Source organism: Enterobacter sp. AN-K1 (assembly GCF_020971765.1).
Lineage (GTDB): Bacteria > Pseudomonadota > Gammaproteobacteria > Enterobacterales > Enterobacteriaceae > Enterobacter > Enterobacter hormaechei_C.
In genome coordinates, this window is record NZ_CP087390.1 from 2233866 (window position 1) to 2248847 (window position 14982).

The 14982-nt window shown below is 55.4% G+C and carries 14 protein-coding genes; 7 read left to right on the forward strand and 7 right to left on the reverse strand.

The window, feature by feature from the left end; all coding sequences use genetic code 11:
• Positions 1-8 precede the first annotated feature (8 nt).
• From LOC22_RS10695 to phoU, 6 genes are all read left to right on the forward strand, one after another.
• Positions 9-1061 (forward strand): fimbrial protein, encoded by a 1053-nt coding sequence (locus tag LOC22_RS10695; protein WP_047729016.1) that lies wholly within the window; start codon positions 9-11, stop codon positions 1059-1061.
• Positions 1062-1307: 246 nt separating this feature from the next.
• Positions 1308-2348, forward strand: coding sequence for a phosphate ABC transporter substrate-binding protein PstS (gene pstS, locus LOC22_RS10700; protein WP_017383706.1), 1041 nt, complete (start codon positions 1308-1310; stop codon positions 2346-2348).
• Positions 2349-2476: 128 nt separating this feature from the next.
• Positions 2477-3436 (forward strand): phosphate ABC transporter permease PstC, encoded by a 960-nt coding sequence (gene pstC, locus LOC22_RS10705; protein WP_015570141.1) that lies wholly within the window; start codon positions 2477-2479, stop codon positions 3434-3436.
• Positions 3436-4326, forward strand: coding sequence for a phosphate ABC transporter permease PstA (gene pstA / locus LOC22_RS10710; RefSeq protein ID WP_003861156.1), 891 nt, complete (start codon positions 3436-3438; stop codon positions 4324-4326). The genes pstC and pstA overlap by 1 nt, the downstream gene beginning before the upstream one ends.
• Positions 4327-4373: 47 nt before the next feature.
• Complete coding sequence (gene pstB / locus LOC22_RS10715; protein WP_003861154.1) at positions 4374-5147, forward strand: phosphate ABC transporter ATP-binding protein PstB; 774 nt, start codon at positions 4374-4376, stop codon at positions 5145-5147.
• 26 nt (positions 5148-5173) lie between these two features.
• Entirely contained in the window at positions 5174-5899 is a 726-nt protein-coding gene (gene phoU / locus LOC22_RS10720; protein WP_003861153.1) for a phosphate signaling complex protein PhoU, read from the forward strand.
• A 44-nt stretch (positions 5900-5943) separates the two neighbouring features.
• Here the strand turns inward: phoU and yieH are convergent, their stop codons facing one another.
• Positions 5944-6609, reverse strand: coding sequence for a 6-phosphogluconate phosphatase (gene yieH, locus LOC22_RS10725; RefSeq protein ID WP_017383705.1), 666 nt, complete (start codon positions 6607-6609; stop codon positions 5944-5946).
• Between the two features lie 165 nt (positions 6610-6774).
• Between yieH and adeP the strand changes: the two genes are divergently transcribed.
• Positions 6775-8112 carry an adenine permease AdeP gene (gene adeP / locus LOC22_RS10730; RefSeq protein WP_017383704.1) on the forward strand — a complete coding sequence of 446 codons (1338 nt, stop codon included), beginning with the start codon at positions 6775-6777 and terminating at the stop codon, positions 8110-8112.
• Positions 8113-8200: 88 nt separating this feature from the next.
• Here the strand turns inward: adeP and LOC22_RS10735 are convergent, their stop codons facing one another.
• The 6 genes from LOC22_RS10735 to yidC all read right to left on the reverse strand — a co-directional run bounded on the left by LOC22_RS10735 (position 8201) and on the right by yidC (position 14980).
• Positions 8201-8767 (reverse strand): NADPH-dependent FMN reductase, encoded by a 567-nt coding sequence (locus tag LOC22_RS10735; RefSeq protein WP_045333543.1) that lies wholly within the window; start codon positions 8765-8767, stop codon positions 8201-8203.
• Positions 8768-8803: 36 nt separating this feature from the next.
• Positions 8804-9550 (reverse strand): 4'-phosphopantetheinyl transferase family protein, encoded by a 747-nt coding sequence (locus LOC22_RS10740; protein WP_017694032.1) that lies wholly within the window; start codon positions 9548-9550, stop codon positions 8804-8806.
• 122 nt (positions 9551-9672) lie between these two features.
• A complete protein-coding gene (gene yidZ, locus LOC22_RS10745) occupies positions 9673-10644 on the reverse strand; it encodes an HTH-type transcriptional regulator YidZ (RefSeq protein WP_017383702.1) in 972 nt (323 codons plus the stop codon).
• Positions 10613-11788 (reverse strand): MFS transporter, encoded by a 1176-nt coding sequence (locus LOC22_RS10750; protein WP_045333542.1) that lies wholly within the window; start codon positions 11786-11788, stop codon positions 10613-10615. The genes yidZ and LOC22_RS10750 overlap by 32 nt, the downstream gene beginning before the upstream one ends.
• 111 nt (positions 11789-11899) lie before the next feature.
• The gene (mnmE, locus tag LOC22_RS10755; protein WP_015570136.1) at positions 11900-13264 is read right to left on the reverse strand and encodes a tRNA uridine-5-carboxymethylaminomethyl(34) synthesis GTPase MnmE; all 1365 of its coding nucleotides are present in this window, start codon (positions 13262-13264) and stop codon (positions 11900-11902) included.
• Positions 13265-13336: 72 nt separating this feature from the next.
• Positions 13337-14980, reverse strand: a complete 1644-nt coding sequence (gene yidC, locus LOC22_RS10760) for a membrane protein insertase YidC (RefSeq protein ID WP_003861138.1) — start codon at positions 14978-14980, stop codon at positions 13337-13339.
• Between the last annotated feature and the right edge of the window lie 2 nt (positions 14981-14982).

Genomic DNA, 14982 nt, shown 5'->3' on the forward strand with positions numbered 1-14982 from the left:
GGATTAAAATGAAACTGCAATACTGGCTTTTAGCCTTACTGACCTGCGTCTTTTATGCGCATGCGGCCCCAACCGGTTATTGTGTGCCAGACAATGGCAAATATCATAACTACCTCAATTTTACAGAGCAGTTTTCCATTACGGACAATATAGCCGGGACGACAACGCTTATTAATGTGAATAATAACAACACCTCGTTTAAAGGTACCTGCTACTGTCTGACCGGGCCGAATCAGAGTTACGATCACACCTACATAACCAGCGTCGTTAATCCGGCGCTGGTGCCTGCGGGAAGCAGGAACAATGTCGCCTATTTTAACCTGAATGAAAACGTTGATATCGGCCTGCTTGTTTACATACTTGGTGTCGGTTATACGGCCGTGCCTTTTGATCATCTGCCGAATAAAACCGGTACTCCCTATCAATGTCATAACGGCGTGAGTTCCGCCACCACGTTTTATAGTGGCGGCTCGGGGCAGGTCTATTTGTACGTTAAAAAAGCCTTTACCGGGGTGATGACGATCCCGGCGACGCTGGTGGCGAATATCTATGCCACGATCGACCCGCGTACTGTTTCGAATGAGATTATTTCTGATGTGATTGTTCAGGGAACAGTGACGGTTCCTCAATCTTGTGAGATTGACGAGGGGCAGGCCATTGTTTTTGATTTCAATAAAATCCTGGCGTCAGAGTTTTCGTCGACGAAAGGGAAAGCGCTGACCGATCGCAAAATCACTCGTACCGTGAACATCAAATGCACCAATATGATGTTCTACGACAAGCTCGACGCAACCCTGCATGCCTCAGCCGTGGCTTCTGATAATTCGATGATTGCGACGGACAACGAAGACGTAGGAATTAAAGTCTACGATAAATATAATCGGGAAGTGAATACGAATGGCGGTGCCCTTGAAGCGGAAACGACTAAAATTCCCGACATCATGGGGGATACGCTGGGCACGCTGACATTTTCAAGCGCGCCTGCCAGCGCGACAGGAGCGAGGCCCAAACCAGGCCAGTTCAATGCAACGGCAACTCTGACGATTGAAATCGCTCATTAAAATGACAACGGCTGTTTATGACAGCCGTTGTCATATCAGCTACGCTAAAACTGATTCATTGCAAAAAAGATGACAAAAATATGACCATGCTGTGAATTAATGGCTTTATTTTTCATGTGGTTATATCCATCGCTGGCTTTGTCATAAAACTGTCATATTTCGTACATTTATCTGTCACCTGTTTGTCCTATTTTGCTCATCGTAGCCACTTAAACAATGATTTACGAAATCCTTGCAGGAGACATTATGAAAGTTATGCGTACCACTGTCGCAACTGTTGTCGCCGCGACCTTATCAATGAGCGCTTTCTCTGCCTTTGCAGCAGCAAGCCTGACTGGCGCTGGTGCAACCTTCCCTGCGCCGGTGTATGCCAAATGGGCGGATACCTACCAGAAAGAGACCGGTAACAAGGTCAACTATCAGGGTATCGGCTCCTCCGGTGGCGTAAAACAAATTACCGCGAATACCGTTGATTTCGGCGCATCCGACGCTCCGCTGTCTGATGAGAAACTGAATCAGGAAGGCCTGTTCCAGTTCCCGACCGTGATCGGCGGCGTTGTGCTGGCTGTTAACATCCCTGGCCTGAAATCAGGCGAGCTGGTGCTGGACGGCAAAACCCTGGGTGACATCTACCTGGGCAAAATCAAAAAATGGGATGACGAAGCCATCACTAAGCTGAACCCGGGCGTTAAGCTGCCTTCGCAGAATATCGCGGTGGTTCGTCGTGCTGACGGCTCTGGTACCTCTTTCGTGTTCACCAGCTACCTGGCGAAAGTGAACGAAGAGTGGAAATCTAAAGTCGGTTCCGGCTCTACCGTTAACTGGCCAACCGGTCTGGGCGGTAAAGGCAACGACGGTATCGCAGCCTTCGTACAGCGTCTGCCTGGCTCTATCGGCTACGTAGAGTATGCCTACGCTAAGCAGAACAACCTGGCTTACACCAAACTGGTTTCTGCCGACGGCAAACCGGTTAGCCCGACCGAAGAGAACTTCGCCAACGCCGCGAAAGGCGCTGACTGGAGCAAATCCTTCGCGCAGGACCTGACCAACCAGAAAGGCGACGATGCATGGCCTATCACGTCTACCACCTTCATTCTGGTCCACAAAGAGCAGAAGAAGCCTGAGCAGGGTGCTGAAGTGCTGAAGTTCTTCGACTGGGCATACAAAAATGGTGGCAAACAGGCTAACGATCTGGATTACGCCAGCCTGCCAGACAGCGTGGTTGAGCAGATCCGTGCTGCATGGAAAACCAACGTGAAAGACAGCAGCGGTAAAGCACTGTACTAACAGGATATATTTAACGAAGATGGCGGGTGGCGCTGCGCTTACCCGCCCTACGGTTTAGTCTGTAGGCCCGGTAAGCGTCAGCGCCACCGGGCATATTCGTAAAAACGTCTCAAACAGAAGAGTAATTTATGGCTGCAACCAAGCCTGCATTTAACCCTCCGGGTAAAAAAGGTGACATGATTTTCAGCGCGCTGGTGAAACTGGCTGCGCTGATTGTGCTATTGCTGCTGGGCGGCATTATCGTGTCCCTGATTTTCTCCTCCTGGCCGAGCATTCAAAAATTTGGTTTCGCCTTCCTGTGGACCAAAGAGTGGGATGCGCCGAACGATATTTACGGTGCGCTGGTGCCGATTTACGGCACGCTGGTGACCTCTTTTATCGCCCTGCTGATTGCGGTTCCGGTGAGCTTTGGTATTGCCCTGTTCCTGACGGAACTGGCGCCTGGCTGGCTGCGACGTCCGCTGGGTATCGCCATTGAACTGCTGGCGGCCATCCCAAGTATCGTTTACGGCATGTGGGGCCTGTTTATCTTCGCGCCGCTGTTTGCGACGTACTTCCAGGAGCCGGTCGGTAACGTTCTCTCTGCCATTCCGTTTGTGGGGGCGCTGTTCTCCGGCCCGGCATTCGGTATCGGCATTCTGGCGGCAGGTGTGATCCTCGCCATCATGATTATTCCGTACATTGCGGCGGTCATGCGCGATGTCTTCGAACAAACCCCGGTGATGATGAAAGAGTCTGCCTACGGCATCGGCTGCACCACCTGGGAAGTTATCTGGCGCATCGTCCTTCCGTTCACCAAAAACGGGGTGATTGGCGGCATTATGCTGGGCTTAGGCCGCGCGCTGGGTGAAACCATGGCGGTCACCTTTATCATCGGCAACACCTACCAGCTCGACAGCGCCTCGCTTTATATGCCGGGGAACAGTATTACCTCCGCGCTGGCGAACGAATTTGCCGAAGCGGAATCCGGGCTGCACGTCGCGGCGCTGATGGAACTGGGCCTGATCCTGTTTGTTATCACCTTTATTGTGCTGGCTATCTCCAAGCTGATGATTATGCGTCTGGCTAAAAACGAGGGGGCACGCTAATGGCGACTCTCGACATGCAAAACACCGCTCAGCTTGCGGAATCCCGTCGCAAAATGCAGTCAAAGCGCCGGATTAAAAACCGTATTGCGCTGACGCTTTCCATGGCGACGATGGCGTTCGGCCTGTTCTGGCTGATCTGGATCCTGATGTCCACCATCACCCGGGGTATTGATGGAATGTCCCTGGCGCTGTTCACCGAGATGACGCCGCCGCCGAACACGGCGGGTGGTGGTCTGGCAAACGCCCTTGCGGGCAGCGGCCTGCTGATCTTGTGGGCGACCGTTTTCGGTACGCCGTTGGGCATCATGGCGGGTATCTATCTGGCGGAGTATGGCCGCAAGTCCTGGATCGCTGAAGTCATCCGCTTCATTAACGACATTCTGCTTTCTGCCCCGTCGATTGTGGTAGGTCTGTTTGTTTACACCATCGTGGTGGCGCAAATGGAACACTTCTCCGGCTGGGCGGGTGTGATTGCGCTGGCGCTGTTGCAGGTGCCTATCGTTATTCGTACCACTGAAAACATGCTGAAACTGGTACCGGACAGCCTGCGTGAGGCGGCTTACGCGCTGGGCACGCCGAAATGGAAGATGATTTCGGCGATCACCCTGAAAGCGTCCGTCTCGGGGATCATGACCGGTATCCTGCTGGCTATCGCCCGTATCGCCGGTGAAACCGCACCGCTGCTGTTTACCGCCCTCTCCAACCAGTTCTGGAGCACGGACATGATGCAGCCGATCGCCAACCTGCCGGTGACGATCTTTAAATTTGCGATGAGCCCATTCGCGGAATGGCAGCAGCTGGCCTGGGCCGGGGTGCTGATCATCACCCTTTGCGTACTGTTGCTGAACATTCTGGCGCGCGTCATTTTCGCGAAGAAGAAACACGGTTAAATTTTTACGGCGCGGCAGCTCGCGGCGCCGAATGAGGAAATGAGTCAATGAGTATGGTTGATACTGCCCCGGGTAAGATTCAGGTTCGTGATTTGAACTTCTACTACGGCAAATTCCATGCCCTGAAGAATATCAATCTGGATATCGCGAAGAACCAGGTAACGGCATTCATCGGTCCGTCCGGCTGTGGCAAATCCACGCTGCTGCGCACCTTTAACAAAATGTATTCGCTCTATCCGGAGCAGCGCGCAGAAGGTGAAATTCTGCTGGACGGTGACAACATCCTGACCAATACCCAGGATATCGCCCTGCTGCGTGCGAAAGTGGGGATGGTCTTCCAGAAACCCACGCCGTTCCCGATGTCGATCTATGACAACATCGCCTTTGGTGTGCGTCTGTTTGAGAAGCTCTCCCGTGCGGATATGGACGAGCGCGTGCAGTGGGCATTGACCAAGGCCGCATTATGGAACGAAACCAAAGATAAACTTCACCAGAGCGGGTACTCTCTCTCCGGTGGTCAGCAGCAGCGTCTGTGCATTGCGCGCGGTATCGCCATTCGCCCGGAAGTCTTGCTGCTGGATGAGCCGTGCTCAGCCCTGGACCCGATCTCAACCGGGCGTATCGAAGAGCTGATCACCGAGCTGAAGCAGGATTACACCGTGGTGATCGTGACCCACAACATGCAGCAGGCTGCACGTTGTTCTGACCACACGGCGTTTATGTACCTGGGCGAGTTGATTGAGTTCAGCGATACGGACGCGCTGTTCACCCGTCCGGCGAAGAAACAAACTGAAGATTATATTACTGGCCGCTACGGTTGATTTGCCTTAGTGCATGTGGAGAAACCATGGACAACCTCAATCTTAATAAACACATTTCCGGCCAGTTTAACGCAGAACTGGAAAGCATTCGCACCCAGGTGATGACCATGGGCGGCATGGTCGAGCAGCAGCTTTCTGATGCGATCACGGCGATGCACAACCAGGACAGCGAGCTGGCGAAGCGCGTTATTGAAGGCGACCACAACGTCAATATGATGGAAGTCGCCATCGACGAAGCCTGCGTGCGCATCATTGCGAAGCGTCAGCCGACGGCGAGCGACCTGCGTCTGGTGATGGCGATCATCAAAACCATCGCCGAGCTGGAGCGTATCGGTGACGTGGCGGATAAAATCTGCCGTACCGCGCTGGAGAAATTCTCCCAGCAGCACCAGCCGCTGCTGGTGAGCCTGGAGTCTCTCGGGCGCCACACCGTGCAGATGCTGCACGACGTGCTGGACGCTTTCGCGCGCATGGATCTGGACGAAGCGGTCCGTATCTACCGTGAAGACAAGAAAGTTGACCAGGAATACGAAGGCATTGTGCGTCAGCTGATGACCTACATGATGGAAGATTCACGTACCATTCCAAGCGTACTGACCGCGCTGTTCTGCGCGCGCTCCATCGAGCGTATCGGTGACCGTTGCCAGAACATTTGCGAATACATCTTCTATTTCGTGAAGGGGCAGGATTTCCGACACGTGGGCGGCGACGAGCTGGACAAGCTGCTGGCGGGTAAAGATCCGAAAGAGTGATATGTGTGGCGGGTGGCGCTAACGCTTACCCGCCCTACGTTAATTCAACGCGTAATATCCCACCCGCGCGCCTTCCACAACGCTGGCAGTTGCGCCAGATCGGTAAAGGTTGTCACTTTTGGATGGTCGATCGGCTTGTTGTGCGGATCGGCGCAGAAGTAAAACACCTCCATCCCCGCATCAATCCCTGACTGCGCGCCGGCAGATGAGTCATCCACCAGAATGCAGTTCTCCACGTTGACGTTCATCGCCTTCGCCGCGTGGAACATCAGCGCCGGATCGGGCTTCCAGCGCTGGATATCGTAGCCGCTGAACAGTTTTTCCGGGAAGTGGTGCAACATCTCCAGCTTGCCGAGCGAGTGCTGCATTTTGCTGACCGGGCCGTTAGAGACCACGCAGATCGGCACCGTCATCGCATCCAGCAGCGCGTTAGCGCCGGCGATAACTTCCAGCTCGGCGTCGAAGAGGCGTGCGACCTCGGCGCGGTACACCGGTTCCAGATCCGCTTTCACCAGATCCACCCCGTGCTCTTCGTTAATGATGTCGATGATCTCGTACAGCTTCACGCCCTTAAAGCGTTTAAACACCTCTTCGAGATCGAGCGTAATACCAAATTCCTGGAACATGGCGACATACGCGCGGGAACAAATGACCTCACTGTCGACCAGCGTACCGTCACAGTCGAAAAATACCGCTTCAATTCCGGACATGCCTTTCCCTTTTAACAAGTTTAACGTTTTCGTACGGCAGTTCACCGGGACGCAATCGTTGCCGTATAAGCAAAATCAATGAAAAAAGTATCCCGTAACCGCCACTATTGTCGCATTTTGGTATAGGATAGCGACGAATTTTCCCTCCTTGTTCGGAAATTGATGATGAGTCAACAACACACTACCCAGACGTCTGGTCAGGGGCTGCTTGAGCGCGTGTTCAAACTGCGCGAGCACGGCACAACGGCACGCACCGAAGTGATCGCCGGTTTTACTACCTTCCTGACGATGGTCTATATCGTTTTCGTTAACCCGCAAATTCTGGGCGTGGCTGGCATGGACACCAGCGCCGTCTTTGTAACCACCTGTCTGATCGCGGCCCTTGGCAGCATCCTGATGGGCGTTTTCGCTAATCTGCCCGTGGCGCTGGCCCCGGCAATGGGTCTGAATGCGTTCTTTGCGTTCGTGGTGGTTCAGGCAATGGGCCTGCCGTGGCAGGTTGGGATGGGCGCCATTTTCTGGGGCGCGGTCGGCCTGCTGCTGCTGACCATCTTCCGCGTGCGCTACTGGATGATTGCGAACATTCCCGTGAGCCTGCGCGTGGGCATCACCAGCGGTATCGGTCTGTTCATCGGCATGATGGGGCTGAAAAACGCTGGCGTTATCGTGGCGAACCCGGAAACGCTGGTGAGCATTGGTAACCTGACCTCTCACAGCGTGCTGCTGGGCGTGCTGGGCTTCTTTATCATCGCGATCCTGGCATCGCGCAACATCCATGCTGCGGTGCTGGTCTCTATCATTGTGACCACGCTGCTGGGCTGGATGCTGGGTGACGTGCATTACAACGGTATCGTCTCTGCGCCACCGAGCGTCTCTACCGTGATTGGCCACGTTGATCTGGCGGGCTCGCTGAACCTGGGACTGGCCGGGGTGATTTTCTCCTTCATGCTGGTCAACCTGTTTGACTCCTCCGGTACGCTGATTGGCGTGACCGACAAAGCGGGTCTGGCAGATGAAAAAGGCAAATTCCCGCGCATGAAGCAGGCGCTGTATGTGGATAGCATCTCTTCCGTTGCTGGCTCTTTCATCGGTACCTCGTCTGTTACCGCTTACATTGAATCCTCTTCCGGTGTGTCCGTGGGTGGGCGTACCGGCCTGACGGCGGTAGTTGTGGGTCTGCTGTTCCTGCTGGTGATCTTCCTCTCTCCGCTGGCGGGGATGGTGCCACCATACGCGGCAGCCGGCGCGCTGATCTACGTCGGCGTGCTGATGACCTCAAGCCTGGCGCGCGTGAAGTGGGAAGATCTGACGGAAGCCGTTCCGGCATTTATTACCGCGGTGATGATGCCGTTCAGCTTCTCGATCACCGAAGGTATCGCGCTGGGCTTTATCTCTTACTGCGTGATGAAGATCGGTACCGGCCGCTTCCGCGAACTTAGCCCGTGCGTGATTATTGTGGCGCTGCTGTTTGTGCTGAAGATTGTGTTTATTGATGCACACTAAGATGCTGGTGGTGTCAGGTGGCGCTTCGCTTACCTGACCTACTGACGAGTGTAGGCCCGGTAAGCGCTAGCGCCACCGGGCTTTTTTATCAGGCCTTCACCCGCTTAATATAATCCCCAAACGCGGTCAGCTGGCCAGAGAGATGGTCACGCGTACTCTGATCCACCACTTCACCCGTCTGCGGGTCGACCTTGTTCTGAATCACGCCGCCCATAAATTCCGGCTTGTTCATCACCATCGCATCCAGGAACACCAGGATCTGACGCAGGTGATACTGGCAGCGCGCGCCGCCGATGGCGCCCATTGAGCTGGTCTGGATCAGCACAGGTTTACCAGACAGCGGCTGCTCCGGTAAACGGGACAGCCAGTCAATGGCGTTCTTCAGACCACCCGGCACCGAGTAGTTATACTCAGGCGTCACAATCACCACGCCGTCAGCCTGACGGATTTGCTCGGCTATCGCTTCCACACTCTGCGGGAACCCTTCTTCCTGCTGAACGTCAGCATCATAAAGCGGGATGTCGCCAATGGACGGCAGGGTACTGATCTCCATTCCCGCAGGCGCCAGCTGCGGCAGCGTACGGGCAACCATCCCGTTAAAAGAACCTTTGCGCAGGCTTCCCAGTAACGTAACAACTTTCAACGTATCAGACATGATTACTCCTGTTTCATCATGATGATCCTGGACGGATCAGCTATGGGTGTATGCTTTTTCTGCCGGTAAACTGGTTAATCGCATCAGGCGCGCGGCGGGCTCGTTGGCGCGCTCAGGTACATCCGGAAGACTACGCCAACCGCGAGTGCTGTCAAACTCCCAGATTTTCAGCCGTTCGATGGCGGGGGTCACCGCAACGGACCAGATCAGTACGTCCTCAGCGTCGCAGAGTGCCTCTACCAGCGAGGCTTTTGTCGCGCGCAGGCGTCCGGAGCCGGGGAGCAGCTGCAACAGGCTGGCGTCGTCTGACGCCGCGCCGCTCAGTTTGCGGATGCTCTGGCGAAGGGTGATGAGCTGCGCTCTGGCTTCAACGGGGTCGTTCTGGTTACGTATCCACAGCTTTTCATTGCTGGAGAGCGGGTATTCATCGAGCGCGTTAGCACCATGGAAGCTGCGCGTGACGCGTTGTAGCTCCATATCCAGGCCGCAATCACCTTCCGTCGTCAGCGCGACGCCAACAATGTTGCCGGTGTACGCAATGGAAAAATGGGGGAGTGCCGGGTCCGCAAAAACCGGGCGACCTTCTGGCTGGGTGAGTATGTCCGGTAATTCGCTGGTGCCGTAGAGCATAAAAAGCAGTTCTGCGAGGAGCGCTCGGGAAGCTAAAAACCGCGTCCTGCGGTGTTCAGGTAGTTTGAGCGCCTCACTGTGACAGGCTGAAGAAAGTCTGGCCGATACGAGATGCCCTTCCGTTAATGTTCCTCGTGCAAAGTGCGTAGCCATTTTTCGCTCCTTGATAATGGTCGTAGTCGGTTAAACGGTTACATGATTATCGCTTAACTCAGCTTCTGTTTTAATCAGTAAATGGAAATAAGAGAAGCCTGAGCACCGAACTTTACATTATCTTAGGCAAAAACCTGACCTGGTGCGGTATACAGCGCTTTGATCGTCTCGCGCAGCCAGAGGATTTTCGGATTATGGCTGTTCCGTTTATGCCAGATCAGCGTGAAGGGGACGGTGAGCTTTTCTGCCTGCGCCTCATCGATGGGAATGGGCAGACAGACCAGATTACGCTGGTGGAGTTGATTGTAGTGATGACAGTAGTGCGGCGCAGTGGCAATGTAGTTGTGATCCGGCTGGGCCGCCATAAACATCGACTGTTCAAAACCGGGCAAACTCATGGCAATGTTACGCTCCCGACCCATCTCTCTTAGCACCTCGTCGAGCGCCCAGGTGTCGCTGCGTTCCCAGAAGATGCTGATATGCGGGTAGCGCAGAAACGTCTCCAGATCCCACGCCTCCTGGAGCGCGGGATGATCCTCGCGCAAATACACGCACGGACGGTCACTGAACAGGATTTCGTAGTCGATAAACCACGGCATCAGCTTTAGCAGTTCGCGCGAGCGAGGGTGCGTTTCACGCCCGGTGAAGCCCAGATCCACTTCTCCGCGCGTAATGGCGTCCAGCGAATCGTAATCCCATTGGCGCAGCTTCACCGTCGCCTGTGGGTAGCGTTCATTCACCTGCTCCAGCAGGGTATTAAAGCGGATCAGCATCAGCGGTGTTTCGGCGGCGAGCACAAACTTAAGCCCGCCTGGAGAGCTATGGTGGAATTTATCGAGGATCTGGTTGCCAATCTGCATCCAGTCGGCCAAATCCTGTTCCAGACTCACCGTCAGCGGTGTGGGCAATAGCCCTAAAGGCGTTTTCACAAACAGCGGATCGTCGAACCAGTCGCGCAGCTTCGCCAGCGATTTACTCACCGCGGACGGCGTCACGTTCATCCGCTTCGCGGCTTTGGTGACGCTGCGCTCCTGCAACAAAAGTTGCAGGCAAAGTAAAAGATTAAGATCGAGACTGCTGATGGGCTTCTTCATAGTGCGCCGCGGGCTGGATGACCATAAGTAAGGTAATGCAGAGTATGCTACAGCCAATCAGAACCCCGATCAGCATATTCAGCGCGTTAAGGCCGATCACCGCCGCCAGCCAAATCCACAGTGACGAACCGCAGACCTGCGCAATGCCCAGCACCGAGCTTGCCACGCCTGCCCGCAATGAAAACGGGCCAAGTGCCTGACTCATCGCCACACCAAAGCCGACGGAGAATCCGGCGCAGATCAGAGTAATGCCCACCAGCATTACAGCGTGTGAGGTGGCGGTCGCCAGGATCACGCCTGCGGCGAGGAACAGCGTCTGTGAGGTGAGCATCAGCGTGCGCTGGCGGAAGATGTTGAGCGCAAAGGGCGTGGAGAATGAAACCGCCATGCTCACCATCGCGGTTAGCGCCATCACCGTCGAATACTCACCGCGATCGAAGCCCATCGTCTCCATCAGCAACACCGGGGAAACGTTTACATAGGTGAGGATCACCGCCACGCTAAGCGTGGTGATTGTCAGCCGACTCAGGAAAAAGCGATTCATCAGCTTTTCAGCCGGATGGAGGGTTGCGGTGTGATATGGCTGTTGCGAACCGGGATGGGTCTCTTTCAGCACCGTCACGGACAGGATAAAGACGATGGCGCCCATTGCGGCCATGGTCCAGAAAAGACTCTGCCACGGAAATTTAAGCATAATCAGGTAGCCAGCAACCGGTGCCAGCACCGGGATGATGCAGGTAATGCCGTTCAGCATCGACAGCACTTTAGCGCGGCGCTGGGCGCTTAAGGTATCGCGAAGAATAGCAAACGCCACCACGTAACAGCCACCCGCGCCAATGCCCTGGATAAAACGGCCTGACAGGAACATTGTGCTTTCCTGAGCTACTGAAGACAGTACTGATGCCAGCGCAAAGATAACTGCACCCGTAATGGCGACGGGCTGACGGCCTGCTTTATCCGCGATTTTCCCGGCAAATACCATCGACGACGCCATTCCCGCGAGGTAGGCCGAAAACGCGATGTGCAGTTGCGCCTCGCTGGCACCCAGATCGCGGGCAATATGCGGTAGCCCCACCAGATACATATCAATGCCGGACGGATACAGCAGAACCAGCGCAAAACTACAGAACAGAAAACGAGCCATAAATCCCCCATAGATGCAGGCAAGCAGGATAGGGGGCGTGGAGGGATTAAGCGAGTTGCCATTTGGACAATGGTGATTTCCCTGGAGGAAATCACCCTGTATTAACGGGAATTACTTACCAATGCAGAAGCTCGAGAAAATCCGTCCCAGCAAATCGTCCGACGTAAACTCCCCGGTGATCTCGCTCAGGTTCTGCTGCGCCAGACGCAGCTCTTCCGCCAGCAGTTCACCGGCCCACGCGCCGATCAGCTGGGCTTTACCCTGCTCAAGGTGGCGAGCCGCCTCTTCCAGCGCCTGCAAGTGACGACGACGTGCCAGGAAGCCGCCCTCCATACTGGTGTCGAAGCCCATGCTCTGTTTGAGATGGCTACGCAGGGCTTCCACGCCTTCACCGGTACGGGCCGACAGGCGAATAAGTGAGTGACCATTCACATCGCTGATGCCCAGCGTTTCGCCGGTAACGTCGGCCTTGTTGCGCACCACGGTGATCGGCAGTTTAGCCGGGAGACGGGCGATAAAGTCTGGCCAGATTTCAGCCGGGTCAACGGCGTCGGTTGTGGTGCCGTCCACCATAAACAGCACGCGGTCGGCCTGCTCGATCTCCTGCCAGGCGCGTTCGATACCGATACGCTCGACTTCATCGCTCGCATCGCGCAGGCCAGCAGTGTCGATGATGTGCAGCGGCATGCCGTCGATATGGATATGCTCGCGCAGGACATCGCGGGTGGTGCCGGCTATGTCGGTCACGATCGCCGCTTCACGGCCCGCCAGGGCGTTCAGCAGGCTCGATTTTCCGGCATTGGGGCGACCAGCAATCACCACCTTCATTCCTTCACGCAGCAGGCTGCCCTGGCGCGCTTCGGCGCGAACGGCATCGAGATCGTTCATCACCTGGTTGAGCTGAGCTTCAATTTTACCGTCTGAGAGGAAGTCGATCTCCTCGTCCGGGAAGTCGATAGCCGCTTCGACATAGATTCGCAGGTGAGTAAGTGCTTCCACAAGGTGATTCACGCGTGCGGAAAATGCCCCCTGCAACGAGTTCAGCGCGGAGCGGGCTGCCTGTTCGGAACTGGCGTCGATCAGGTCGGCAATCGCCTCGGCCTGCGCCAGGTCGAGCTTATCGTTGAGGAAAGCACGCTCGGAGAACTCACCCGGCTTTGCAATGCGCAGGCCAGGCAGGGTCAGAATACGTTTTAACAGCAGGTCGAGGATCACCGGGCCGCCGTGACCCTGAAGCTCCAGCACGTCTTCGCCGGTGAAGGAGTTTGGGCCGGGGAACCACAGCGCGATGCCCTGGTCCAGCGGTGTGCCGTCGGCATCCTTAAACGGCAGATAATCAGCGTAGCGCGGCTTTGGCAGTTTACCCAGCACCGCTTCGGCCACCTCACGCGCCTTCAGGCCGGAGATGCGCAGAATGCCTACACCACCGCGTCCCGGTGGGGTTGCCTGGGCGACGATAGTGTCGTTATGGCTCATGGTTGCTCTCGTTCAATACAAATAAAAAAGGCGGTCAATCGACCGCCCTTATTTTAGCGTTAAGTTACCGAATCAGGACTTTTTCTTTTCGCGGCTATGCAGGCCACGTTTTTCCAGACCACGGTAAATCAGCTGCTGCTGGATGATGGTCACCAGGTTGCTGACGATATAGTACAGCACCAGACCTGACGGGAACCACAGGAAGAACACGGTGAAGATGACCGGCATAAAGGTCATGATCTTCTGCTGCATCGGGTCGGTCACGGTGGTCGGAGACATCTTCTGAATGAAGAACATCGTCACGCCCATCAGGATCGGCAGGATGTAGTACGGGTCCTGTGCGGACAGGTCATGGATCCACAGGGCGAACGGCGCGTGGCGCAGCTCAACGGAACCCATCAGCATGTAGTACAGCGCAAGGAAGATTGGCATCTGAATCAGCAGCGGGAAGCAACCACCCAGTGGGTTCACTTTCTCTGCTTTATACAGGGCCATCATCTCCTGGCTCTGACGCTGTTTGTCATCGCCCAGACGCTCACGCATAGCCTGAATCTTCGGCTGTAGCATACGCATCTTCGCCATGGAGGTGTACTGCGCTTTAGTCAGCGGGTACATGATGCCACGAACGATAAAGGTGATAACGATGATGGAGAAGCCCCAGTTACCCAGGAAGCTGTGGATGAACTTCAGCAGCTTAAACAGCGGCTGAGAGATGAACCACAACCAACCGTAATCGACGGTCAGATCCAGGTGCGGCGCAACGGCAGCCATTTTGTCCTGGATTTCCGGGCCGACCCACAGGGTGCTTGCCAGTTTACCGGTTTGACCCGGCTGCACCAGAACCGGCTGAGATTTGTAGCCGATGGCTGCAATACCGTTGCCGAGGTTCGCGGTGTAGAAGTTGTTCGTACCGTCGTTATTCGGTACCCACGCCGTCGCGAAATACTGTTGCAGCATTGCGACCCAACCGCCTTTAGAGCTGACGTTCAGGTTTTCGTTATCGGCAATGGTGTCGAATTTGTATTTCTCGTACTTGGTATCTGGCGTGGAGTAAGCCGCGCCACGGAAGGTATGCAGCGCAAAGTTGCTGCTGCCGGTGTCACGGTGAGACGGCAGATTGATGGACTGCTTCAGCTGACCAAAGGTAGAGATTTCCAGCGGTTTCGCACCGGCGTTCTGTACGCTGTAGCCCACGTTCACCGCATACTCACCGCGTTTCAGGGTGAAGGTTTTGGTGAAGGTGTTGCCTGCCGCGTCGGTGTAGGTCATCGGGATAACCAGTTCGTTCTGACCATCAGCCAGCACAAACGTGTCATTCTCGACGTTATACAGTGGACGCGCACCGTTAGCCGGGTTATCCGGGCCATCACGACCGGTCAGGCCGCTCTGCGCCTGGTAGATAAATTCAGGCGTGGTTTCCAGTAACTGGAACGGTTCGGTAGACTTCAGCTCTTTCGGGTAGGTCAACAGCAGCGCCTGCTCAACATCACCACCACGGGTGTTGATAGTCAGCTCAAGCACATCGGTCTTAACCGTAATCTGTTTCCCCTGGCCACTGGCCGGTACGCCCTGGTCGGCGGCGCTACCCGCTGCGGTGGTCGTGGTCTGCGTGGTCTGCTGCTGGGGTTGAGGATTTTTATCCTGCTCCCATGCCTGCCAGATCATGAAAGACACGAACAACAAAGCGATGATAAGAAGATTGCGTTGCGAATCCATCG